A 23,354-nucleotide genomic window follows, 5' to 3' on the forward strand; every position below is an offset into this window, starting at 1 on the left:
TCACCCCCGTCCCCGGTCGAGGGCGCCGAAGCGGTGCAGCAGCCACATCAGGGGGTCCTCCACGCGGTGCGGCCGTACGACGCCGCCGTGGCCGAGGCCGCCGCCGCGCTGTGGCGCGGTGCCGAGTGTGGAGAGGGCGAACAGTTGGTAGTCCGTGCAGAACCGGCGCAGCCGCGCGTCGAGTTGGTGTTCCTGCCAGCGGTTCAGCAGGGCCTGGAGTTCGGCGTGGACGGCGGCGCGGTCGTCGGCATCGAAGACGGGCCCGGGGCGGCGGGTGCGGTGCAGGGCGGAGTTGTCCGGCAGGTGGGGCCACAGCAGGTCGGCCTTGGTGAGGGCGACGGCGACCGGCACGGTCACCTTCCCGCCGCCGCCCAGGTGGCCGAGCACCCGCGCCAGTACCTCGCCGGACCGGCCCGGCACCCCGTCCCCGTCCTTCAGGGGGGCGCCGGGCAGGTCCTGCGGGTCGACGAGGACGACGACGGCGTCGGCCGAGGTGAGGTAGCGCAGTTGGGTGTCCATGCGGTCCCGTGAGGTGAAGTGCTCGCCCGCGGTGTCGAGGAACACCAGGGTCAGCACCTGCTCGCGGGCGCGCCCGAAGCGGCCCCGCCGGGTGCGGCCGAGGCGGTGCACCAGGGGTCGGCCCCCGTCGTGCTCGGCGGTCTTGGGGACGGTGTGCTGCTCCTCGTACAGGTGCCGCTCGTACCGTTCGTGGTAGTCGGTCATGGTGTCGTCGTCGCAGGGCAGCAGGGCCGCGTCGAGTTCGGCGCCGAGGCGGTGCAGCAACTCGTGCACGAGGACGGCGATGTAGGTGCTCTTGCCCGAGCTGACGGGGCCCGCGAGCGCCACCAGTTTCCCGGGGGTGCGCAGATAGCCCTCCGGCAGCCGGCCCCCGCAGGCCGTGCAGCGCAGCCGGGTGGCGGTGCGGCCGCAGGTGCGGCACACCGCCGAACCGGTCCGGGGGTCGGCGGACATCAGGCCCTTGCCCTCGGCGCAGGCGGCGGTGCCGCTCGCGCAGACGTACGCGATCTGCGTCCGGGTGACGTTCCGGAAGCAGTGCGGGCACACCCAGGTGCGGCGGCGCGTCGGTCTCATGTCCCCTGCCCCTAGGTGATCTCGAGCGTGTGGTGCGGCGGGTCCCGCAGGACGAGCCCCTCACCGACGGCGAAGCAGCGCAGCCAGCCGCCCGGGCCGCGGGGCAGCCGCGCCGACAGCCGCACGTCCCGCCCCGGGCCGAGCTCCGCCTCGGCGAGATCCGCGAGGACGTCCCCGTCGGCGGGCTCCAGCGGCCAGACCGGGCCGTGGGAGCGCACCAGCAGCAGGCGCTCGGCCCGTACGGGGGCGGGCGCGGTGAACACGGCGGTGACCGTGCGCCGTCCGGGCATGCCGTGCCGCTGAAGCCGGTAGCCGACGTCGGTGCGCGCGCGCAGCACCGCCGTGCTCGGCGGGCCGTACGTGCGCAGCCCGCCGAGCACGGCCACCGGCCGCACCTCGACCTCCACCCCGGCGCCGTCCGCGACGGGCAGCCGTACGCCCGCCTCGTGCCGGTAGGCGGACCGGCCGACGGTGCGCCGACGCTCGTCCTGCTCGCCGGGGGTCCGCCAGGTGACCTCGACCTCGTCGCCGGCGTCGGGCGGCCAGTCGAGGACGACGGCCACGCCCGTGCCGCCGTGCCGGGTGAGGGTGAGGGCGCCGAGCGACCGCACGGCGGCGACCGCGTGCGCTCCGGTGACGGCACGTTCCCCGGCGACGGTGACCGCCAGCACCACCGTGGGCCGGTCCGGCGGCGGGAACCGCAGCCCCTCGGGGGCGGGCCGGGCCGTGATCGGCCGCCCGGGCAGTTCCGCCGTGCGCAGCCGGGTGCCGGGCGGCCACGGGGGTTCGCCGCCGAAGCCGTACAGGCGCACCTCGCCGCCGGGCGGCGGGTCGAAGGAGGCCAGGAGGCCGCCGTCCACGCGGCGGATCTCCAGGTCCGTGACGGGCTCGGGCGGCCCGAGGGGTGTGGCGGTGAGCGAGACGCCGCCCGTGCGCACGGGCCGCCCGTCGTCGGTGTGGTAGACGACCCGGATGCGGTAGCGGTACGTCGTGCCGTTGGTGAGCCCGCCGTCCGTGAAGCCGTCGGGGCGGGCCGCGACCCGCACGTCCTCGCCGTCCGGCCCGGCGCGGACGACCTCGACGGACCGGGCCTGCGCCGGACGGGTCCACGCGGCGGTGATCACGCGGTCCTCGGGGCGCAGCTGCACGCCGCTGACGTCGGGCCAGTACGTGACGGGTCCGCACACCGCGAGCGGCGAGGGCCCACTGTCGGGTTCGGCGGCCCGGCGCACGGCGACCGCGTAGTACAGCGGGACACAGGCGGGTGCCGAGCGGTCCACGAACGAGGTGGCCCGCGGCGACGGCAGCGGCAGCCCGGTTCCGTCGGCCGGGTCGTACGGCGGGCGGCGTTCGGTGCGCAGCAGCACGTACTCGGGCTCGCCCGCCGTGGACGGGCTGGGCCGCCACGTCAGGGCGACGCCCGTGCCGTCGGGCGTGGCCGTCAGGCCGGAGACCGGGCGGACCGCGAGGGCCCGGCGCACGGCGTCGGCGCCCGGCACGTCGCGGGCTACGGCCTCCGCCTGCTCCAGCAGTTCCCAGGCCAGGTCGGCCTCGCGGGCCGGCAGCCTCCGGGCGCGGTCGACCAGGGCGCGGGCCTCGGCCAGTTTCCCTCGCACGTGGGCGGCCAGGCTGCGGACGTCCTCGGGCAGGGCCTCGGCGGGCAGGCGGTCGGCGACGGCCGCCGCCTCCGCGAGCCGCCCGTCCGCGGTCAGCCTCCGCAGCCGTCCCGCCAGGGGGTTCCCGGCCTCCTCGTGAAGCACCGCGAACACCAGCCGCCGCGCGTCCGGTGCGGCGATCGACAACTCCCCGGTTGCATGGGCGAGAAGGGTGGCCGGGGTGGCGCGTGCGGCGAGCCTCTCCCGCAGCGGCACCGCCACCTCGTACAACCGCACCTGCGCGAGGCCCTCGGCGCCCTGGTCGGCCAGTACCCGGCGCACGGCGGCGCCGACGGCCTGGGCGGCCGTGTGCGCGGCACTGTGCGGCAGCCGACCCCAGCGGCGGGCCGCCTCCTCCACGGCCGCGGCCTCGACGGGCGGCGCGTCGAAGAGGCGTACGGCCTGCGGGGTGCGGCCCCCCGGGGTGCCGGTCGTGAGGAAGTCGTCGAGGTGGCGCAGGCGCAGCACCTCCAGGTGGCGGGCGCAGCGGGCGTAGGCGGGGTGCGGCACGTCCCGGGGCAGCGGGTCCGGTTCGGCGATGCGCAGCCCGAGTCCGGGCAGCAGGTCCCGTGCCTGCGCCTCGCTCACCCGGTGTGCCGCGGCGGCTTCCGCGACGGTGGCCTCCGCGAGCAGGCCGAGCCCGCCCGCGGCCTCCTGGAGGGTCGCGCCCAGGGCAGCCTGCCCGGACTCGGCGTGCCGGTCGTGCTCGGCCAGGGCCGCCCGCAGCGGGCCCAGGTCGCCGCCGGCCGCGGCGTCGAACAGCGGCCGGTGGATGAGGTGCCCGGCCTCGAGCTCCTCGATGACCGGGCGGTACTTGAGGCGGGCGCGGTTGCGGCGCCAGCAGGCGCGTGCCGCGGCGACCGTCTCGGTGACCGCGGGCCCGTCCAGGCGCCGCGGCAACTGGTAGCGGATGCGCAGGTCGTCGGTCACCGGCAGTCCGGCATCGAGCACCTCGCGCCGGTAGCGCGGCTCGTCGAACGGCACGGCGTGGTCCCCCGTCCTTCCCCCCGCGTCAGCTGAAGCGCTGCCGGCTCAGAGCGTCCCGTGCGGTGGCGACCGCGTCCGGCGTCATCCCTCCGATCTGCACGGTCAGTTCGAGCCTCTCGCCGCTCTCCTTCTCGACGGCGACGACGCCGAGGAGTCCGGAGGAGTCCAGCGTGTAGACGCACTGGATGGGCCAGTTCTCGGGTTTGCCCGGCGGAATGGCCAGGTGCCCCTCGGCGACACAGGTGTTGTGTGCCAGCTCCTCGGACTCCTCCACGCCCGCCTGCTCCATCACGCGGATGCGCACGCTGCGCTGCCCCGCGTGCGTGGTGTAGAACTCGTCGGTCACCGACACGGGCAGGGGGTCGTTGGCGTGCACCAGGTGGAAGACGTAGCGCCGGTCCGTGGTCCGCTCCACGAGCTGGATGCCGTAGCCGCGCGAGGCCACGGTGGAGATCTGGTACGGACGGTGCGGCAGCCCCGTCTCCGGCACGTCCGGCACCTGGTCCGCGGGGAGTTCACCGCTGGAGACGATGTACGCGGCCCGGTCCAGCGCGTAGATCGCGGCGCCGCGGGCCACCGCGAGGTCCGGGTTGTGCAGCCTGGGTTCGAAGCCGAACTGGGTGCGCAGGGCCTCGGCCACCGCGGGCATCTTGGTGGCGCCGCCGACCAGCAGCACCTCGTCGAAGTGCGACACCCCGCGCTCGGCGGCCAGTTCGACCGTGCGGCGGGTGATGTCGATGGTGCGGTCGAGCAGGTCGCCGGTGAGTTCCTGGAGCTTCTCCCGGGTCAGCTCCACCGCTTCGACCCTGCCCTGGTGCATGACGCGGACGGTGTAGCGCTCCCGGAAGGACAGCGCCTTCTTCGCCTCCTCGGCGTCCTTGCGCAGCTGCGTCTCGGACTGGGGGTCGGACAGCGGGTCGTCGACGTCCGGGAAGCGCTCGCGGAACCGCTCCACCAGGTGCACGACGATACGGTCGTCGAAGTCGCTGCCGCCCAGCTCCTTGGCACCGTCCGTGCACAGCACGGTCAGCTCGCGCCCGCGCAGGGTGAGCACGGTGGTGTCGAAGGTGCCGCCGCCCAGGTCGTACACGAGGATGGCCCGGTCCCCGCGCTCCTCGTCTCCGTCCAGGGCCCCGTAGTCGAGCGCGGCCGCGACGGGCTCGGCGACGACGTCGAGAACGCGCAGGCCGGCGATCTCGCCCGCCTTGCGGGTGGCGTCCCGCTCCGCGAGCCCGAAGTAGGCGGGCACGCTGATCACCACGTCGCGCGCTTCCTCACCGCCGGCGGCCTTCGCGTCCTCGACGAGTTTGCGCAGGATGCGCGCGGAGATCTCCTCGGGTGTGTAGGTGCGGCCGTGGAACTCGCGCGGCACCACATCGCCCATGTCCCGCTTGATGAGCTGTACGACGTGATCGGGGTCGAGGACGGTGGCGTCCTTCGCGCTCTGTCCCACGACGACGCTGTCGGTGCTCTCGAAGTAGACGACGGACGGCGTGGTGTCCGCCCCTTCGAGGTTGCGCAGCACGGTCGGTCTGCCGACGTCGTCGATCCGTGCGACGCAGGAGTAGGTGGTCCCCAGGTCGATGCCGTACACGGCCATACGGTCTCCCGCCACCGGGACGGCCGCGCTCGCAGCCGTCCCGTCTGCTGTTCGTCAGTTGTCCTGGTAAGTCGTGCCCTGAGAGCCCGGCGGAGAAGCCAACGTTCACGAGGCCTCCGGTTCCCACCGGGAAACCACGACGTCGGCCTTGCGTACGACCCGTTCCCCCTGGACGAATCCGGCCGCCACGACGTGTGCCACCGTCCGGTCCGCCTCGGGACCTTCGGCGGCGACGCGGCCCACCGGACGGTGCAACGCCATGTCGAATGCCTCGCCGGACCGGGGGACGTACCGCTCCACGCCGGTCCTGCCCACGGTGTCCGCCGCCTCGTCGGCCAGCGCGGTCAGCAGGGCACGCAGCTCCTCGACGCCGAGCGGCCCGGTGACGTGTTCCGCCTGGCGCAGGATCTGGTCGTGGAGCCGGATCAGGGAGTGGCGCACCAGGTCGAGCGCCATTTCCATCTCGCCCCGGCGCAGCCGCTCGACCTCGTCGTGCAGCCTGGTCACGACCTCCTCGCGGCGTTCGGCGAGCTGTTGCTGACGAGCGAGCGCAGCGGTGAACTCACTTGCGAGCGCACAGGGTTCGACTCGTTCCGACACGTCGCTCACACTAGACCACGGGGGCACGACGCGTCAGCCGAGGCTGTGACGACCGTCCACCGCGTCAGCCACCGAGATTGATGGAGCCGTGAACGTCCCGCGCCTGGACGACAGTGCTCTGAGTGCCCCCGGAGATCGTGTTGTGCACATCGCCCGCGCCGGTCCGGGTACCCTCCAGGGCTTCGGCCTCCCGCCGCCAGGCCGCGAGTGCCTGGGCGAACGCGGGGTCCTGCCGGGCGCGGCGAGCCAGTACCTCGGCCAGCTCGGCAGCACGCTCCGCGCTGTCAGGCGCCTCGGCGAGGGCGGTCAACTCGCGCTGGTCGCTCGGCTCCGCTCCCGAATGCCGTCGTCTGACCAGATCCCGCAGGGACGTCCAGATCTGCTCCCCCGCCGCACCCGCGGTTCCGCTGGCCAGGGCCATGAGCAGTTCGGGGGCAATCAGGTCCACGAGGCCCTCCACCGTTTCCCACACACAGGTCGTGGATCGAGCGTAAGGCACGGTGGGCCCGCGGAGACCCGATTCCGGGAATCCCGCCGTCGCATGCTCAACTCCGCGCAGCAGGCGGGCGGTTCGCTCGGACCGTCCATCCTGACGACGCCGTCTGGTTCGGCCGCCGAGGACGGGACGAAGAAGCAGTCGCCGAAGCTCCTCGCCCACGGCATCTCCACCCCCTCCGAACCGTCACTCTCCACCTGTCCGTCAGCCCTCCGCCGCAGGCCGCGGCGTACGGCGGACATGGGAGGAACGCGCGACGGTCACGGAGAGTTCCCGGCGGGCACGGAGTGTTTCCAAGTTCCCTACGCCCGTCAGAGCCCGGTCGGCACCCAGTCCGGCAGCGCCTCGGAGCGTTCCGCCCACTTGGCGGGCGGCGTCCCCGCCTTGCCGGAGGCGAGCACACCGCCCACGATCGCGCAGGTCGTGTCCACATCGCCGCCGACCCCGGCCGTGGTCCAGAAGGCCGCCTCGTAGTCGCCCAGACTCCGCGCGGCGGACCAGAGGGCGAAGGGAACGGTGTCGTGGGCGGTCGTACGGCGTCCGCAGCCCAGCACCGCCGCGACCGTGCCCGCGTCGTCGTAGTCGAGCATGTCCCGGGCGCGTCGGAGCCCCTGGCCGACGGCGCTCTTCGGCACCAGGGCGATGACGCCGTCGAGGAGCGCCTCGGGGCTGGGCGGGCCGTCCGGCGAGCCGGCCAGCGCCGCCGCGGCGGCCACGGCCATGGCGCCGACGACGGCCTCACGGTGCTGGTGGGTGGGGTAGGCCGAGATCTCCGCCTGGTGGGTCGCCTGCTCCGGATCGTCCGCGTACCAGGCGCCCAGCGGCGCGATCCGCATCGCCGCTCCGTTGCCCCAGGAGCCCCGTCCGTTGAACAGCGCGGCGGCCAGTTCACGCCAGTCCTCGCCCTCTCGGACGAGTCTCAGCAGCCGGTTGACGGCGGGGCCGTAACCCCGGTCGAAGTCGTGGTGCTCGGCGAAGGAGCGGGCCAGTGCGTCCTGGTCGATGCGCCCGTGGGTGGCCAGGACGGCGACCACGGAGCAGGCCATCTCGGTGTCGTCCGTCCACTGCCAGGGCCCCGCGGGCAGCTCGCGCCGCTTCAGCAGGGGGTAGTTCGCCGGGACGAAGAACTGGGATCCGAGGGCGTCCCCCACGGCCAGTCCGTGCAGGCTCGACAGGGCGCGCTCCAGGCGCCCGGAGGAAGAGGAGTCAGCGGTCATCGCTCTGCCACTCTATCCGTTCACCCAGTACGGCACCGGCTTCCGCCAGCGCTCGAAAGGCCGGTCGAGCGTGTACTTGCCGTCGTCCCCCAGAACGAGCATCCGCATCTCGGCGTTCCCGGGGTTCGACAGTGACTCGAATTCCGCGACCGTCCAGTGGAACCAGCGCATGCAGAACAGCCGCATCGCGAGTCCGTGTGTCACGAGGAGCACGTTCGGCGGGTGGTCCGGGGCCTCGAAGCTGCGGAACAGGCTCTCCAGGAAGCCGCCGACCCGGTCGTACACGTCGGCGCCGGACTCGCCCTGCGGGAACCGGAAGAAGAAGTGGCCGTACGCGTCGCGGTAGGCCTTCTGCAGGCGCACGTCGTCGCGGTCCTGCCAGTTGCCCCAGTCCTGTTCGCGCAGCCTCGGCTCCTCCCGGACCCGTATGAGGTCGGGGTCGAGGTGGAAGGCGCGGAGCGTCTCGTGCGTCCGGCGGTACGGGGAGACGTACACGCTCACGCGTTCCCGGCCGAAGACCTCCCGGAGCTCCTTGCCGGTCTCCTCCGCCTGCCGCCGGCCGCGCTCGGTCAGCGCGAGAGCGTGGTCGGGCTCGCGCTCGTACACGGAGTCGTCGACGTTGCCCGTGGACTCGCCGTGCCGGACAAGGACGATGCGCCGTGGTCGTGCCATGCCAGAACCCTAGATCGAGCGGGGGAGAGTCGAGCACTCGTACGGGCTCCATACGGCGTAGGTCACACGAATCCCGTCTCCAGGGCCGTCCCGGACGCCATGACCCGCACCTCAGGACCGGTAAGTTTGCCATTCAAACGTACGACGGTGGTCTCAGACCGTCCAGGACGGCTCCAGCTCCACGATGTCACCGGAGAGCGCCGCCACGTCGGCCTCGGTCTGGGCACGCAGCGCGAGGCGTTCCACGCGCTCGGTGCGGTACTTGCCGTGCTCGGCCGCCGCCCGCCACATCGACAGGACCAGGAACTCATGCCCGGGCGCCTCGGCGAACATCCCGCGGATCATGCCGGGCGAACCGGCCATCGCCGGGTTCCAGACCTTCTCCTGCATGAGCGTGAAGTGCTCGACACGCTCCTCGTGGACCCGGCACAGGGCCACCCGGATCAGATCGGAGTCGGTGAACCGCGGCTCGAAGCCCGTCTTCACATCGAAGCGGTACTCGAACAGCTTGACCTGCGCGTCCTTGAACGTGCCGGACTGGGTGGCCGCCAGGCGGTCGTGCGAGCGGGCCATGAAGGAGTCGTAGAAGGCACGGCTCTCCCAGAAGGCGAAGATGTGCGCCACCCCCGGCCGCTGCCGGCTCCAGCCTCCACCCTGCCCCCGGAAACCCGGCTCCCCCGGAAGCCCCGCCCATTTCCGCTGCCCCCGCTCGAAACCGCGGCGGTCCACCACGGTGCAGCGAATCCACTTGACCAGCACCGCGCCATCGTAAGGCCACGGGACGTGGCGTCGGTCACGCTCCGGCGGAGATCGCCCGCGCACGCGCCCCGCGCGCGTGGCACGATGGACAAGGAGCCCTGACTGCACCCGAGTTGGGGAGTGAGGCAACCACCCGGGGGAAGGGGAAGCCTGTTGACCGGCTTCAGCAAGGGAATCACCAAGGTCGAGGTCGGGCTCAAGTGGGACCCGAGTCCTGCGGGCCGGCCTCCCACCGATCTCGACCTCGTCGCCGCGACGTTCCTGTCGGGCGACCCGTACGGGACCCCGGCCTATCTGGTGCACTTCGACAGCCGTTCACCGGACGGCACGATCTTCCTCAACCGGGACAGCACCGACGGCAGGGGCTTCGGCTGGGACGAGGTCATGACGCTGGAGCTGGACCGGCTCGACGCCCGGTACGCGCGCGTGGTGGTCGGTGTCGTCATCCAACAGCGGTCCGGCCACAGGACCTTCGCGGGCGTGCTGAATCCGGCCATGCGCATCCGGGAGGACCGCTACACCGTGCTCGCCCAGGACGACTTCGCCTCGGTCCTCGGGGCGACGGCGGCCACCATCGCGGAATTCGTCCGTGACGCCGACGGGGAGTGGATCTTCCGTCCCGGCGTGCACGGCTTCGAGGAGGACCCGGCGACCTTCACCCGGGTCATGGGCAGAGCCCGATAGCGGTAAGGGGCGCCGGCCCATGGCCGGCGCCCCTTACCTCACTTCAGGAACCGCGCGTCGTCAGCTGCAACCGCTGGTCGAGCCGCAGCCCTCGCAGATGTAGCAGGACCCGGCCCGCTGCATCTTCGTGCCGCAGGAGAAGCACAGCGGGGCGTCGGCCTGGATGCCCAGCTGCATCTCCACCAGCTCGGCGCTGGTGTGGGCCTGCTTCGGGGCGGGCTTGGCCGCCTCGGACTCGGCCTTCGGCGTGGCGACCGCCTTCAGCTCCTGCGCCCGCGGCGCGGACTGGGCGAGGCCCTCGACGTCGACCTCGTCGTCGTCCATGGACTGCTCGTAGGAACCGGTCTCCAGGTGCCGCTGACGCTCCTCGGCGGAGTGGATGCCGAGCGCGGAGCGGGTCTCGAAGGGCAGGAAGTCCAGCGCCAGGCGGCGGAAGATGTAGTCGACGATCGACTGCGCCATCCGCACGTCCGGGTCGTCGGTCATGCCGGCCGGCTCGAAGCGCATGTTGGTGAACTTCGAGACGTACGTCTCCAGCGGCACGCCGTACTGGAGGCCGACGGAGACCGCGATGGAGAAGGCGTCCATCATGCCCGCGAGGGTCGAGCCCTGCTTGGACATCTTCAGGAACACCTCGCCGAGACCGTCGTCCGGGTAGGAGTTGGCGGTCATGTAGCCCTCGGCGCCACCGACCGTGAAGGACGTGGTGATCCCCGGGCGGCCCTTGGGGAGGCGCTTGCGGACGGGACGGTACTCGATGACCTTCTCGACCGTCTCACGGATGGTGGCCTCGGCCTTCTCCGTGACCTCGGCCTTCTCCTTCTCCTTGGTCTTGGCGGAGAGCGGCTGGCCGACCTTGCAGTTGTCGCGGTAGATCGCGAGCGCCTTGACGCCCAGCTTCCAGGCCTCGAAGTAGATCTCCTCGACCTCCTCGACGGTGGCCGTCTCCGGCATGTTGACCGTCTTGGAGATGGCGCCGGAGATCCACGGCTGGATCGCGGCCATCATGCGGACGTGGCCCATCGGGGAGATGGCGCGCTCGCCCATGGCGCAGTCGAACACCTCGTAGTGCTCGTGCTTCAGGCCGGGGGCGTCGATCACGTTGCCGTGCTCGGCGATGTGGGCGACGATCGCCTCGATCTGCTCCTCCTGGTAGCCCAGGCGGCGCAGGGCCTGCGGGACGGTGCCGTTGACGATCTGCATCGAGCCGCCGCCGACCAGCTTCTTGAACTTCACCAGAGCCAGGTCGGGCTCGACGCCGGTGGTGTCGCAGGACATCGCGAGGCCGATGGTGCCGGTCGGGGCGAGAACGGACGCCTGGGAGTTACGGAAACCGTTCTTCTCACCGAGACGGACGACGTCCTGCCAGGCCTCCGTGGCGGCGGCCCACACCGGGGTGTCCAGGTCGTCCATGCGGACGGCCGCGCCGTTGGCGTCGGCGTGCTGCTTCATGACGCGCTGGTGGGCGTCGGCGTTGCGGGCGTAGCCGTCGTACGTGCCGACGACCGCGGCCAGCTCGGCGGAGCGGCGGTAGGCGGTACCCGTCATCAGGGAGGTGATGGCACCGGCGAGGGCGCGGCCGCCGTCGGAGTCGTAGGCGTGGCCGGTGGCCATCAGCAGGGCGCCGAGGTTGGCGTAGCCGATGCCGAGCTGGCGGAACGCGCGCGTGTTCTCGCCGATCTTCTGGGTCGGGAAGTCCGCGAAGCAGATCGAGATGTCCATCGCGGTGATGACCAGCTCGACGACCTTCTGGAAGCGCTCGGTCTCGAAGGACTGGCTGCCCTTGCCGTCGTCCTTCAGGAACTTCATCAGGTTCAGCGAGGCCAGGTTGCAGGACGTGTTGTCCAGGTGCATGTACTCGCTGCACGGGTTCGACGCGGTGATCCGGCCGGACTCGGGGCAGGTGTGCCAGTTGTTGATGGTGTCGTCGTACTGGATGCCCGGGTCGGCGCAGGCCCACGCGGCCTCGGCGATCTTGCGGAACAGCGCCTTGGCGTCGACCTCCTCGATGACCTCACCGGTCATGCGGGCGCGCAGGCCGAACCTGTCGCCCTCCTCGACCGCCTTCATGAACTCGTCGTTCACACGAACCGAGTTGTTGGCGTTCTGGTACTGGACGGAGGTGATGTCCTCGCCGCCCAGGTCCATGTCGTAGCCCGCGTCGCGCAGGACGCGGATCTTCTCCTCCTCCTTGACCTTGGTCTCGATGAAGTCCTCGATGTCGGGGTGGTCGACGTCGAGCACGACCATCTTGGCGGCGCGGCGGGTGGCACCGCCGGACTTGATGGTGCCGGCGGAGGCGTCGGCGCCGCGCATGAAGGAGACCGGACCGGAGGCGTTGCCGCCGGAGGACAGCAGCTCCTTGGAGGAGCGGATGCGGGAGAGGTTCAGCCCGGCACCGGAGCCGCCCTTGAAGATCATGCCCTCTTCCTTGTACCAGTCGAGGATCGACTCCATGGAGTCGTCGACGGACAGGATGAAGCAGGCGGAGACCTGCTGGGGCTGCGGGGTGCCCACGTTGAACCAGACGGGGCTGTTGAAGCTGAAGATCTGGTGCAGGAGGGCGTAGGCCAGCTCGTGCTCGAAGATCTCGGCGTCGGCGGGCGAGGCGAAGTACCTGTGGTCCTCGCCGGCCTTCCGGTACGTCTTCACGATGCGGTCGATCAGCTGCCTGAGGCTGGTCTCGCGCTGCGGGGTGCCGACGGCACCTCGGAAGTACTTGCTGGTGACGATGTTGACCGCGTTCACCGACCAGAAGTCGGGGAACTCGACGCCACGCTGCTCGAAATTGACCGAGCCGTCGCGCCAGTTGGTCATGACGACGTCACGGCGCTCCCACGACACCTCGTCGTACGGGTGCACGCCGGGGGTGGTGTGGATGCGCTCGATACGCAGCCCCTTGGTGGCCTTGGCGCCCTTGGCTCGGGAACCTCGTGCCGGACCGCTCGCCGTCTCTGTCATGCCGCCTCCCTGTACGGGCAAAAACGCCCTGAAGTGCCCCGTTTGTTCCCGTGGCACGGTGTTCTGTCTTGTGTTGCGGGCACCCTCAGCTGCCACCCGCAACAGGTCTTCGGTCGCCGCCTTCCGGCCGGAACCCGGCTCTCCTCCGGATTCCGGCCCGCCGGTCAGTCGGCGGCGTGGGCGGGCACGGGGACCTCAGTGGTCCCGCCGGGCCCGCGTTCGTCTTCCTGGCCCCCCGCTCCCGCGTCTTCCTCGTCCGCGGCGGGGCCTCGCGTCGTCTCCCTCAGCTCCGCGATGGCGGCCTCGAAGTCCTCCAGCGAGTCGAACGCCCGGTAGACGGAGGCGAATCGCAGATAGGCGACGAGGTCGAGCTCCTGCAACGGGCCGAGTATGGCCAGCCCGACGTCGTGGGTGGTCAGCTCGGCGCTTCCGGTGGCCCGCACCGCCTCCTCGACCCGCTGGCCGAGCTGGGCGAGTGCGTCCTCGGTGACAGGCCGTCCCTGGCATGCCTTGCGCACGCCGTTGATGACCTTGGTACGACTGAAAGGCTCGGTGACCCCGGACCGCTTGATCACCATGAGTGAGCAGGTCTCCACGGTCGTGAAACGACGGGAGCAGTCGGGGCACTGGCGGCGCCTGCGGATCGACGTGCCGTCGTCGGTCGTACGACTGTCGACCACGCGGCTGTCGGGGTGCCTGCAGAAGGGGCAGTGCATGATCTCCAACCCTCCTCACAGCAGACTCAAAAACCTCATCGGGCCACAGGGGCCCCGTGAAGCAGCCCTAAGCATAGGCGATCGCAGAGCCGCCTCAGACCGGGGGGACCACAACTTCTGGGCCGGTGTAGCCATCCAACCACTAGATGTGGGGATTGGCTCATACATCAAGGCCAACTCGCGTGTCGCGAGGAACGAAAGCGGACGCCCGGGACACCGAGGGCCTGCGGAGACACGCGGGCGCAGAGGCGTATCGCTGTGCGACTTACGGAGATACCGTGGGCGCCGCACGGAGGACGCGTGGGACTCCGGCACAGAAGGGCCCCGGAACCCGGACGAGCAGGTTCCGGATGGCAGACTGGGGCGGCGGCCCACAAGGTCGGCGACCCCGGCGGGGAAGAGTACAACAATGGGCGCTTTTGCCCGCCAGGTGGCGCGTCAGCAATACACCCAGACACGTGATCGCGTCAGGTGAATCGCACTTTTTCACTCGAACGTGTGTTTGGCGCAACCTTTCGAAAGCAACTACCGTTGTCCAGCAGGGAGACCATCGAGAGGGGCCGACGTGACCACCACCGCAGACAGTGCCACCATCACCGCCCAGGACCGCTCCCAGGGACGAGTCGAGCCGGTACACGTGATGAACGAAGCCACGAATCCCGAGGGACACAAGCGCTCCCTGCCGGGCCGACCTCCAGGCATCCGGGCGGACAGCTCGGGACTGACCGACCGCCAGCGCCGAGTGATCGAAGTCATCCGGGACTCCGTGCAGCGGCGCGGTTACCCGCCGTCGATGCGGGAGATCGGCCAGGCCGTCGGCCTCTCGAGCACCTCCTCGGTCGCGCATCAGCTGATGGCGCTGGAGCGCAAGGGCTTCCTGCGCCGCGACCCGCACCGCCCGCGCGCCTACGAGGTCCGGGGCTCGGACCAGGCCGTGACCGTGCAGCCCACGGACACCGCCGGCAAGCCCGCCGCGTCGTACGTCCCGCTGGTCGGCCGCATCGCCGCCGGTGGCCCCATCCTCGCGGAGGAGTCCGTCGAGGACGTCTTCCCTCTCCCCCGCCAGCTCGTCGGCGACGGTGAACTGTTCGTCCTCAAGGTCGTCGGCGACTCCATGATCGAGGCCGCCATCTGCGACGGCGACTGGGTCACCGTCCGCCGGCAGCCCGTCGCCGAGAACGGCGACATCGTGGCGGCGATGCTCGATGGCGAAGCCACCGTCAAGCGCTTCAAGCGCGAGGACGGCCATGTCTGGCTCCTCCCGCACAACGCGGCCTACGAGCCGATCCCCGGCGACGACGCGACCATCCTGGGCAAGGTCGTCGCGGTGCTGCGGCGCGTGTGACGCCTGCGGCGAGCGGGCCGTACGGCCGGCTCGCCCCCTGACCGGGCCCCGGAACCCCTGCGCCGGTTCCGGGGTCCTGCTGTGTCCAGGGGGCTGCTCTCTGCTTTCGCATCGCGGGGTAGCCTGACCGGCGGCCGGTCAGGCTACCCCGCGATCACTTCGCCTCGGCCTGCTGCGCTTCCGCCGCCTTCGCCGCCGCGTCGATCGCCGCGAGCGACTTGCGCACCTGGTTACGGTCCGTGGTGTACCAAAAGTCGGGCAGTGACGCCTTGAGATAGCCGCCGTACCTCGCGGTGGCCAGTCGCTGGTCCAGTACGGCGACCACGCCCCGGTCTCCCGACGCGCGGACGAGCCGGCCGGCGCCCTGGGCCATGAGCAGGGCCGCATGGGTGGCGGCCACCGCCATGAAGCCGTTGCCGCCCGCGTCCTCCACCGCCTTCTGCCGGGCACTCATCAGCGGATCGTCGGGGCGAGGGAACGGGATCTTGTCCATGACGACCAGCTGACAGCTCGGGCCGGGGACGTCGACGCCCTGCCACAGGGACAGGGTGCCGAACAGGCAGGTCTTCGGGTCGGCCGCGAAGTTCTTGATCAGCTCGCCGAGCGTCTCCTCGCCCTGGAGGAGGATCGGGAACCCGGGAATCCGGGAGCGCAGCTCCTCCGCCGCGAGCTGCGCGGCCCGCATGGACGAGAACAGCCCGAGGGTGCGACCGCCGGCCGCCTGGATGAGTTCCGTCAGCTCGTCGAGCATGTCGGAACGCTCACCGTCACGCGCGGGGCGCGAGAGGTGCTTGGCGACATAGAGGATGCCCTGCCTGGGGTAGTCGAAGGGCGAACCGACATCGACGCCCTTCCACTTCGGCAGGTCCTCGCCCGCGGCACCCTCCGGGCCCAGGCCCAGGGACGCACCGACGCCGTTGAAGTCGCCGCCCAGCTTGAGGGTCGCGGAGGTGAGGACGACGGCGCGGTCGGCGAAGAGCTTCTCCCTGAGCAGGCCCGAGACCGACATGGGAGCGACCCGCAGGGACGCGCCGAAGCGGTCGTGCCGCTCGAACCAGACGACATCCCATTCCGAGCCGTTCAGGACTCGCTCCGCCACGTCGTGCACCGTCTCCACCGAGGCCAGCGCCTGTTTGCGGACCGCGTCCTCGTCCTGCACCGACTTGTCGCGTGTGGCACCGATGGCGGAGACGACCGTGCGGGCCGCGTCCCGCAGCGCCATCAGCGCGTAGCCGAGGTCTTCCGGGATCTCCTCCAGACGGCCCGGCAGGGCCAGCTCCATCAGCCGCTCGAAGCCCTCGGCGGCGGTCTGGAGCTGATCGGCGGCCTTCTCGTTCACCAGCTTGGCGGCCCGGCGCACCGCACGGTTGACCTGGCCGGGCGTGAGCTCGCCGGTCGCGACGCCGGTGACCCGGGAGACGAGCTCGTGAGCCTCGTCCACGATCAGCACCTCGTGCTGCGGCAGCACCGGCGCACCCTCGATGGCGTCGATGGCGAGCAGCGCGTGGTTCGTGACCACGACCTCGGCGAGCTTGGCACGCTCGCGGGCCGTCTCCGCGAAGCACTCCGCGCCGTACGCGCACTTCGACGCGCCCAGGCACTCCCGCGACGACACCGACACCTGCGCCCAGGCGCGGTCCGACACGCCCGGAGTGAGGTCGTCCCGGTCGCCGGTCTCCGTCTCGTCCGACCAGTCCCGCAGCCGCAGGAGGTCCTGGCCCAGCTTGCTGGTGGGCGCGGCGGCCTCGAACTGGTCGAAGAGGCCGTCTTCCTCGTCCTGCGGCATGCCCTCGTGCAGGCGGTGCAGGCAGAGATAGTTCGACCGGCCCTTGAGCATCGCGAACTCCGGGCGGCGGCGCAGCAGCGGGTGCAGGGCCTCCACCGTGCGCGGCAGGTCGCGCTCCACGAGCTGGCGCTGGAGTGCGAGCGTGGCCGTCGCGACGACCACTCTTTCCCCGTGCGCGAGCGCGGGCACGAGATAGCCGAGCGACTTTCCGGTGCCGGTGCCGGCCTGGACCAGCAGGTGGGATCCGTCGTCGATCGCCTCGGCGACCGCTTCGGCCATGGTCACCTGGCCGGGGCGCTCCGTGCCGCCGACGGCTGTGACGGCGGCATGCAGGAGTTCGGGGAGGGAGGGCTTCGTCATAGCCCGACCACCCTACGGCCCGGCACCGACAAAGGTGCGGTCAAGCGGGTGAGGGAGGGCGGGATCACGGCCTGGCTCCTGAGGGAAATGGGCTTCGGAAATTTCTCGGAACGCGGGAACTCCGGCGCCCCGCGCTTCGTACTACATGTGAACGCGCAGTCACACAGCGCTACATCACATCGCGCAGGACTCGGTCCCGGATCATGAGGGCGGCCCGCTTGCCGGGCAGGTCGACCTCGTCCGCGTACCGGAAGCCGGCGCTCAGGAACGCCGCGACGGAGGGGGTGTTGCGAAGAGCGGGTTCCGCTACGACCCGTGCGCACGCGGGGCGCCGGTCGAGGATCAGGTCGGCTACGGCTCGGAGCAGGGCGGATCCCATCCCCCGCCCTCGATCCCCCGCCGCGCCGACGAGCAGGTGGATCCCGGTGTCATGGGGACGGGCTGGGTAGTGGCGGGCCAGTGGATCCAGGTCCGCCCGGTAGATCTCCCAGTAGCTCATCGGTGTGCCGTCCAGTACGCCGAGGCACGGCATGCTGCGTCCGTCGCCGGCCAGTTGGGCGCGCAGGTGGTCCTCCGTCCGGTTCCGGGGCCCGGCCAGCTCCCAGTACTCCGCGACGCAAGGGTCGTTCATCCAGCGATGGATGAGCGGCAGGTCTTCATCGAGGCGGACAGGAGCCAGTTGGAAGGAGCCGAAACGAGTGACCAGGGGGCCCCAGGTGTGAAGTTGGTCCAGGAGGCAGGAGGTGCCTGCGGCGAAGAGCGCGAGGTACTCGGCGGGCAGATGCAGGTCCAGCGTGTCCTCGCAGTCCCCCTCGTCGTCCTCGATGGCGAACCCGGTGAACGGGGCCCCACGGGTACCCATGCCGTCCGCTCGGGGGCCAAGGGTGCTCCCCCACGCCCGGCTTCGCTCGCGCGGGGGCGCCCCCACGTGGGCGGGGGCGCCCGGATCGGCGGGGGCGCCCGGATGCGCAGGGCCGGGGCCGGGGCCGGTGTTCGCGTCGGTGGGAGGCATGGTGCGCTCCTCTCAGGAGACGGGGTGGGTCATGGTCCTCGGAAGTGCGGGGCGAAGGTGCGATGCGTTCAGGAATGAAGGGGGTTGGCGATGGTGACGTAGACAGACTGGGTGTCGACCGGGCCGACGAGTTCGTCGAGGCCGTGCAGCCGGGTCAGCAGGTTGGCCTTGCAGCGCAGCACGGATGAGTCGAGCAGGTGGCGGGGCAGGGCGGCGCGCAGGGCGTCGGGTCCTGCGGCGGCATCGGTCAGAAAGCGGCGGAAGGCCGCGAGGAGGAGTCGTTCATCGGCCAGGCCTTGCGAGCCGAACGCACCGATCAGGCCCAGTACGTTGTTGATGGCGAGGTAGTAGGCGAAGCGTTCGTCGGTGACCTCGTCGGAGACGAAGGTGTCGGTGCGCTCGCCGATACCGGGCAGCCGGGCGTCCAGTTCGGCCCGCCGGGACTCGCGGAAGTAGTAGCCCTGGTTGTCGCGGTAGTAGCCGCCGGCGGGCCAGCCATGGCCGTCGAGCAGCAGCAGGGTGTTCTGCTGGTGTGCTTCGAGGGCGATGCCGGCCTCGCTGTCCAGCCAGAGCACGGGGCGGACGACCTGCTCCAGGTAGCGCAGGAACCACTCCGCGGCAACGGCTCCGACGGGCCGACCGGTGCGTGCGGCGAGCCTCGCCACGAGCTCGGCCAGCCGGGAGCGCATGGGCCAGGCCGCCTGCTGGACCGAGGAGTCGCCGCCGGGTTCGGGAGCGGGCCGGGGCGAGACGAGTCCGGCGACACAGCCGGCGTCGTCGGCCGGACCGAACGGGTTGTGCCTGATCACCACGTCGAGTCCGGGCACGGGCCGGCCGTCCGGGTCGTCGACGGCGAGCCAGGCCGGGTCGCGGACGATGTCGAAGCAGGGGTGTACGGCCTGCCATTGCCTGGACAGCCCGGTGCGCAGCAACCGGTGCACCTCGACTCCTCGACGGAGTTCCTTGCGCAGGTTCTCCCGGCGGGAGTTGGTGATGCGCAGGCCCAGCGACAGTTTGAGCATCGCGGGGGCCCCGGATCGGTGGACCGTGCGCACGGAGGAGGTGGGATGCCAGCCGGTGCCGAGGGGACCGAGGTCCCGGAGGAGACCGGAGTCGAGCAGGGCGGCGACGGGTTCGCGATGGCCCAGTTCGCGGGCCTGCCACGGGTGCAGGGGGAGGGCGGCATGCCCGTCGGGCACGGGAAGGTCGGTTTCGGCGAGGCGTCGGGTGAGGTGGTCGGCGGGAACGGGACGACCGCGCTCGGTCCAGGCCGAGTCGGTGGCCAGGAGAGAGGGGGCGACAGCCATCCAGTGCAGGGGGAAGGAGCCGCGCAACTCCGGTGAGTAGAGGCGGGCTTCTGCCTCGGTCAGGCCTTCCCGACTCTTGGGGGTCGGGTGCAGGGGATGGCCGAGGAGGAGGGCCTGCTCGGCGGAGAGGAAGAGGTCGGGGGTGTCGGTGGGGTGCTCGCGCCGGTCGCGGATGAAGGTCGCGGTGCGGCGGAGGGAGTCGGCCACCCTGGCCACGAGATCGCCTGCGCCGTGCGGGTCGGCTGCGCTGCAGGTCTGGGCGCGGGAGGTGCTGCCGGTGTCACCGGGTGACTCCCGGGCGAGCAGCGCCGCCAAGGTGACGGCGTCGACGGCCGGGGCGGCGTCGGATGCGCTGGTCAGGCGTGGTGGACCGAAGCGGTGTGCGCCGGTCGGTGACCAGTAGCGGACGGGCACGAGCAGGGAGGTGCCGCTGGCCGGAAGCGGGAGGCGGAGGGTGCCACCGGTGGGGGCGGCGAGGTTGGTCTCGCGTGCCCAGCAGCGCAGCAGGTTCTCCACGGCGGCGGCCTGGGCCGCGATGTGCGGGTCGGGATGTTCCAGCAGGTCGGCGCCGGGCTCGGTCACCCGGGTGAGATCCGCGGTGCGCCTCTTCTGCGGGGGAACGGACTCGGCCAGCGGCACGGCAGAGGCCGGGGTGGCGGAGTCTCCCTGCTCGTCGGGAGCGCCGGAGCTGCCGTCGGGAGGGGGAGTGGCGTTCATGACGGCTCCTCGTGGCCGGCTGGGGTGGTGCTGGGCTCGTGCCGTCGCTCGGGCGCCGTTCCTTCGTGGCCGATGGTCGCCTCGGCGGCGTCGGCGGTTGGCCTGGCCGGGCCGAAGGGCCGGGGCGGCGGGGAGAGCGGGCTCGGGCGAGAGGGCTGTGGGTGTGTCATGGGAGGCCGTTTCGGCCTGACGTCCTTGGAGCGGGGTGCAGTGGGATGGCGAACGGCAGTGGTGGAAAGGCTGATTCCGGCTTCGAGGGCCGGGCGGTGGGGGTGCGGGCCTCAGCCCGTGCGGCGGCCGGGTCCGTGGTGTCTGTCGTGGTGTGCGCCGTGCTCCTCGTGACCGCGGGCGACCGCGGCCACCGCGTCCGACAGGCGGTCCAGAACGGCCGCCGCCTGCTCGTCGCTGATCGTGAGCGGGGGCAGCAGCCGGACCACGGCCGAGTGGCGGCCGCCGAGTTCGACGATCAGGCCGCGTTCGAGGCACTCCCGCTGTACGGCCACGGCGAGTTCGGGCGCGGCCGGGTGCGGGGCGGGGGTGGCCTCCGGATCCGTGGCCGCGGCGTGGTGGTCGAGGGGCTGGGGTCCCGGGCCCGCCGGGTCCACCAGCTCGACCCCGATCATCAGTCCGCGCCCCCGTACCTCGCCCACACACGCGAACTGGTCGGCAAGTTCCCCGAGTTGGCTCAGCATGCGGGCGCCGAGGTCGGCCGCTCGTTCGGCGAGGCCGTTCTCCCGGACGTGGGTGAGGGTCGCGGTGCCCGCGGCCATGGCGAGTTGGTTGCCCCGGAAGGTTCCGGCGTGGGCTCCGGGCTGCCAGACGTCGAGATCCTCGCGGTAGACGATCACGGCCAGCGGGAGGCTGCCGCCGATGGCCTTGGACAGGACCATGACGTCGGGGGTGACGCCACTGTGGTCGACGGCCCAGAAGGTGCCCGTCCTGCCCACTCCGGTCTGGATCTCGTCGGCGATCAGCGGGATGGACCGTTCCGCCGTGAGCCGGCGCATACGGCGCAGCCAGTCGTCCGGGCCGGGAATCACCCCGCCCTCGCCCTGGACGGGTTCCAGGATCATCCCGGCGGGCAGGGGCACGCCCGACTTGGGATCGTCGAGGAGGGACTCGGTCCAGCGGGCGGCGAGTTCGGCGCCACGGGGTCCGCCCACGCCGAAGGGGCAGCGGTAGTCCTGCGGATAGGGCAGGCGGGTGACCTGGACGTCATGGGCTCCGCCGGAGGCGGCCAGGGCGCCGGCGGTCATGCCGTGGTAGGCGCCGGTGAAGGCGAGGATGCCGGTGCGGCCGGTCGCGGCCCGGACCAGTTTGAGGGCGGCTTCGACGGCGTCGGTACCGGCCGGGCCGCAGAACTGGACGCGGGCGCGGTCGGCGAGTCCGGGCGGGAGGGTGCGGAACAGTTCGGTGATGAAGGCGTCCTTCACGGGGGTCGCCAGGTCGAGGACGGAGAGGGGAGCGCCGGAGTCGAGGACCCTGCGGATGGCTTCCAGGACGACCGGATGGTTGTGCCCGAGGGCGAGTGTGCCGGCGCCGGAGAGACAGTCCAGGTAGCGGCGGCCGTCGGCGCCCTCGATGGTGAGCCCTCGTGCCCGGACCGGGACGATGGGCAGGGCCCGGGCATAGGTGCGGGCGGAGGACTCACGCGCCGACTGGCGTCTGAGGATCCCCTCGTGCACCGCACGCGCTTCCCCGTGCCTGCCTCCAGCCATCGACTCCGTAACGGCCACGGCTCGCTGTCCTCCCCGCTGTCCAGAGGCGAGTTGATCCGCGGGGACCGGATACAGGCAGCTGGCCCCCCACCGCTACAACCGTGGACCGTCCGGTGGGTTACGGGTTTACGCGAGATCATTTGTGACGACGGGACGACAGCATGCGCGGCACACCGGGGAGCCGTCTCGGTGAGTGGACGTCAAATCGGGCAATCTGGGGATGACTGGCCTGGTCAGACGGCTTGTAGCCGAACCGTTGCCGTTCCGTCGGAAGTCCCCCACAGCGAGCGCATAGTGTGTGATGCCGTTCCTAGACGGTCGTGAGACCGGCGTGAACTCCTCATGAGTTCACGGCCGGTGGCACGGCCGAAGCGCCGAGTACCTTCACAGCAGGGGGAGTCACACCATGCGATCCATACGGCCGTCGTCCATCGTTCGGCGAGGGAGGGGCCCCCGCCGCACCTCCTCCGCACTGGCGGCCGTCGCCCTCGCCTCGGCCCTGGCACTGACCGCCACCGCCTGCAACGGGGGCGACAAGGCCGACGGCCAGCCGACCGCCTCCGCGACCGCGGCCGGCAGCGGCGACGGAAAGATCAGGATCCCGGACGACCTCAAGCAGAAGCTCAAGGAGCACGGGATCGACATCGACAAGTGGAAGAACGGCGCCTGGGAGAACTGGAACAAGCAGGACTGGCTGCGCGAGGCCAACGACTTCATCAACCCGATCATCAAGGGCCTGTGGGATCCGAGCCGGATGCGCCACGCCAACGACCCGAACAAGGGTGTCAACGACAACGACATCTCCGGTGACCAGGGCGTGACGGACCCGACCCCGCAGCCGGTGAAGGCCCAGGCGGTCGCGCCGCCGTACCACACCGACGCGGCCACCTCGGGCAAGGTGTTCTTCGACTCCCCCGAGGGCCACATGGTGTGCTCGGGCACGGTCGTGGAGGACCCCGCGCACCCGGGCAAGTCCAACCTGGTGTGGACGGCGGGTCACTGTGTGCACGCCGGCAAGAAGGGCGGCTGGTACCGCAACATGGCCTTCGTGCCGTCGTACAACAACTCCGGCAAGTCGGTGGCCCAGCTGCAGAACGCCAGCCGGTCCGAGATCGCCCCGTTCGGCGTCTGGTGGGCCGACGCGGCGCGGACCTCGCAGCAGTGGATCGACCAGGGCGGCGAGACCGGCGGCAACGGTGCCCCGTACGACTTCGCGGTGATCCATGTGACGCCGGAGCAGGGCAACGGCGGCAAGTCGCTGGAGGAGACCGTCGGCGGGGCGCTGCCGGTGAACTTCAACGCTCCGGCGGTGCCGAAGGTCAGCAGCATCACGGCGTCCGGCTACCCGGAGGCGGCTCCGTTCGACGGTCAGCTGCTCTACCAGTGCAAGGACAAGCCGGGTCGGCTGTCCATCGAGCAGTCGGCCCCGACGATGTACCGGATCGGCTGCACGATGACCGCGGGCTCCTCCGGCGGGGGCTGGGTGGAGACCGGTTCCGACGGCAAGCCGGCGCTGGTGTCGAACACGTCGATCGGTCCGGTGACCTCGGGCTGGCTCGCCGGGCCGCGGTTCGGTGACGTGGCCAAGGGTGTGTATCAGTCGGTGAGCAAGAAGTTCGCCGGGCAGTGAGTAAGCCGCATATTGACGCGGCCCCGCGCCCCTGAAGGGG

17 protein-coding genes are annotated in these 23,354 nt (G+C 71.4%); 3 read left to right on the top strand and 14 right to left on the bottom strand.

The window, feature by feature from the left end; all coding sequences use genetic code 11:
• The 8 genes from ABT288_RS26455 to ABT288_RS26490 all read right to left on the bottom strand — a co-directional run bounded on the left by ABT288_RS26455 (position 1) and on the right by ABT288_RS26490 (position 9,078).
• Complete coding sequence (locus ABT288_RS26455) at positions 1 to 1,092, bottom strand: TRAFAC clade GTPase domain-containing protein (protein WP_351612438.1); 1,092 nt, start codon at positions 1,090 to 1,092, stop codon at positions 1 to 3.
• Between the two features lie 11 nt (positions 1,093 to 1,103).
• Positions 1,104 to 3,731 carry a hypothetical protein gene (locus tag ABT288_RS26460; RefSeq protein WP_351612440.1) on the bottom strand — a complete coding sequence of 876 codons (2,628 nt, stop codon included), beginning with the start codon at positions 3,729 to 3,731 and terminating at the stop codon, positions 1,104 to 1,106.
• A 28-nt stretch (positions 3,732 to 3,759) separates the two neighbouring features.
• Positions 3,760 to 5,334 carry an Hsp70 family protein gene (locus tag ABT288_RS26465; protein WP_351612442.1) on the bottom strand — a complete coding sequence of 525 codons (1,575 nt, stop codon included), beginning with the start codon at positions 5,332 to 5,334 and terminating at the stop codon, positions 3,760 to 3,762.
• 105 nt (positions 5,335 to 5,439) lie between these two features.
• A complete protein-coding gene (locus ABT288_RS26470; RefSeq protein ID WP_351612445.1) occupies positions 5,440 to 5,934 on the bottom strand; it encodes a nucleotide exchange factor GrpE in 495 nt (164 codons plus the stop codon).
• A 64-nt stretch (positions 5,935 to 5,998) separates the two neighbouring features.
• A complete protein-coding gene (locus tag ABT288_RS26475) occupies positions 5,999 to 6,382 on the bottom strand; it encodes a hypothetical protein (RefSeq protein WP_351612448.1) in 384 nt (127 codons plus the stop codon).
• A gap of 359 nt (positions 6,383 to 6,741) precedes the next feature.
• Complete coding sequence (locus tag ABT288_RS26480) at positions 6,742 to 7,647, bottom strand: ADP-ribosylglycohydrolase family protein (protein WP_351612450.1); 906 nt, start codon at positions 7,645 to 7,647, stop codon at positions 6,742 to 6,744.
• A 12-nt stretch (positions 7,648 to 7,659) separates the two neighbouring features.
• On the bottom strand, positions 7,660 to 8,319 hold the full coding sequence (locus ABT288_RS26485) for a histidine phosphatase family protein (RefSeq protein ID WP_351612451.1): 660 nt from the start codon (positions 8,317 to 8,319) through the stop codon (positions 7,660 to 7,662).
• Between the two features lie 153 nt (positions 8,320 to 8,472).
• Positions 8,473 to 9,078 (bottom strand): YdbC family protein, encoded by a 606-nt coding sequence (locus ABT288_RS26490; RefSeq protein WP_351612454.1) that lies wholly within the window; start codon positions 9,076 to 9,078, stop codon positions 8,473 to 8,475.
• Positions 9,079 to 9,231: 153 nt separating this feature from the next.
• On the opposite strand from ABT288_RS26490, the gene ABT288_RS26495 reads away from it, so the two are divergent.
• Positions 9,232 to 9,762 carry a TerD family protein gene (locus ABT288_RS26495; protein WP_351612456.1) on the top strand — a complete coding sequence of 177 codons (531 nt, stop codon included), beginning with the start codon at positions 9,232 to 9,234 and terminating at the stop codon, positions 9,760 to 9,762.
• 60 nt (positions 9,763 to 9,822) lie between these two features.
• Here ABT288_RS26495 and ABT288_RS26500 read toward each other — a convergent pair whose 3' ends face one another.
• Positions 9,823 to 12,723, bottom strand: coding sequence for a vitamin B12-dependent ribonucleotide reductase (locus ABT288_RS26500; protein ID WP_351612458.1), 2,901 nt, complete (start codon positions 12,721 to 12,723; stop codon positions 9,823 to 9,825).
• A gap of 164 nt (positions 12,724 to 12,887) precedes the next feature.
• The gene (gene nrdR, locus ABT288_RS26505; protein ID WP_351612461.1) at positions 12,888 to 13,439 is read right to left on the bottom strand and encodes a transcriptional regulator NrdR; all 552 of its coding nucleotides are present in this window, start codon (positions 13,437 to 13,439) and stop codon (positions 12,888 to 12,890) included.
• A gap of 565 nt (positions 13,440 to 14,004) precedes the next feature.
• Here nrdR and lexA point away from each other — a divergent pair.
• Positions 14,005 to 14,784 carry a transcriptional repressor LexA gene (gene lexA, locus ABT288_RS26510; RefSeq protein WP_055710152.1) on the top strand — a complete coding sequence of 260 codons (780 nt, stop codon included), beginning with the start codon at positions 14,005 to 14,007 and terminating at the stop codon, positions 14,782 to 14,784.
• A 154-nt stretch (positions 14,785 to 14,938) separates the two neighbouring features.
• Here lexA and ABT288_RS26515 read toward each other — a convergent pair whose 3' ends face one another.
• The 4 genes from ABT288_RS26515 to ABT288_RS26530 form a co-directional block, all read right to left on the bottom strand.
• Entirely contained in the window at positions 14,939 to 16,930 is a 1,992-nt protein-coding gene (locus ABT288_RS26515; RefSeq protein WP_351612464.1) for an ATP-dependent DNA helicase, read from the bottom strand.
• Between the two features lie 169 nt (positions 16,931 to 17,099).
• Positions 17,100 to 17,942 carry a GNAT family N-acetyltransferase gene (locus tag ABT288_RS26520; protein ID WP_451335634.1) on the bottom strand — a complete coding sequence of 281 codons (843 nt, stop codon included), beginning with the start codon at positions 17,940 to 17,942 and terminating at the stop codon, positions 17,100 to 17,102.
• 68 nt (positions 17,943 to 18,010) lie between these two features.
• Positions 18,011 to 19,966: an IucA/IucC family protein gene (locus tag ABT288_RS26525; protein ID WP_351612467.1), complete on the bottom strand. Its 1,956-nt coding sequence runs from the start codon at positions 19,964 to 19,966 to the stop codon at positions 18,011 to 18,013.
• A gap of 281 nt (positions 19,967 to 20,247) precedes the next feature.
• A complete protein-coding gene (locus ABT288_RS26530; RefSeq protein ID WP_351612470.1) occupies positions 20,248 to 21,684 on the bottom strand; it encodes a diaminobutyrate--2-oxoglutarate transaminase family protein in 1,437 nt (478 codons plus the stop codon).
• 406 nt (positions 21,685 to 22,090) lie between these two features.
• Here ABT288_RS26530 and ABT288_RS26535 point away from each other — a divergent pair, with 406 nt between their 5' ends.
• Positions 22,091 to 23,314 carry a trypsin-like serine peptidase gene (locus ABT288_RS26535; RefSeq protein ID WP_351612472.1) on the top strand — a complete coding sequence of 408 codons (1,224 nt, stop codon included), beginning with the start codon at positions 22,091 to 22,093 and terminating at the stop codon, positions 23,312 to 23,314.
• Positions 23,315 to 23,354: the final 40 nt, after the last annotated feature.

The sequence above is a fragment of the Streptomyces sp. NPDC001093 genome (assembly GCF_040298985.1).
In the GTDB taxonomy this organism is placed as follows: Bacteria; Actinomycetota; Actinomycetes; order Streptomycetales; family Streptomycetaceae; genus Streptomyces.

What these genes read in the sequence shown, in the direction of transcription:
- ABT288_RS26485 (WP_351612451.1), bottom strand. Translation starts at nt 8,319, where the DNA reads ATGGCACGACCACGGCGCATCGTCCTTGTCCGGCACGGCGAGTCCACG.
- ABT288_RS26525 (WP_351612467.1), bottom strand. Translation starts at nt 19,966, where the DNA reads ATGAACGCCACTCCCCCTCCCGACGGCAGCTCCGGCGCTCCCGACGAG.
- nrdR (WP_351612461.1), bottom strand. Translation starts at nt 13,439, where the DNA reads ATGCACTGCCCCTTCTGCAGGCACCCCGACAGCCGCGTGGTCGACAGT.
- ABT288_RS26515 (WP_351612464.1), bottom strand. Translation starts at nt 16,930, where the DNA reads ATGACGAAGCCCTCCCTCCCCGAACTCCTGCATGCCGCCGTCACAGCC.
- ABT288_RS26465 (WP_351612442.1), bottom strand. Translation starts at nt 5,334, where the DNA reads ATGGCCGTGTACGGCATCGACCTGGGGACCACCTACTCCTGCGTCGCA.
- ABT288_RS26480 (WP_351612450.1), bottom strand. Translation starts at nt 7,647, where the DNA reads ATGACCGCTGACTCCTCTTCCTCCGGGCGCCTGGAGCGCGCCCTGTCG.
- ABT288_RS26500 (WP_351612458.1), bottom strand. Translation starts at nt 12,723, where the DNA reads ATGACAGAGACGGCGAGCGGTCCGGCACGAGGTTCCCGAGCCAAGGGC.
- ABT288_RS26455 (WP_351612438.1), bottom strand. Translation starts at nt 1,092, where the DNA reads ATGAGACCGACGCGCCGCCGCACCTGGGTGTGCCCGCACTGCTTCCGG.
- ABT288_RS26530 (WP_351612470.1), bottom strand. Translation starts at nt 21,684, where the DNA reads ATGGCTGGAGGCAGGCACGGGGAAGCGCGTGCGGTGCACGAGGGGATC.
- ABT288_RS26535 (WP_351612472.1), top strand. Translation starts at nt 22,091, where the DNA reads ATGCGATCCATACGGCCGTCGTCCATCGTTCGGCGAGGGAGGGGCCCC.
- ABT288_RS26520 (WP_451335634.1), bottom strand. Translation starts at nt 17,942, where the DNA reads ATGCCTCCCACCGACGCGAACACCGGCCCCGGCCCCGGCCCTGCGCAT.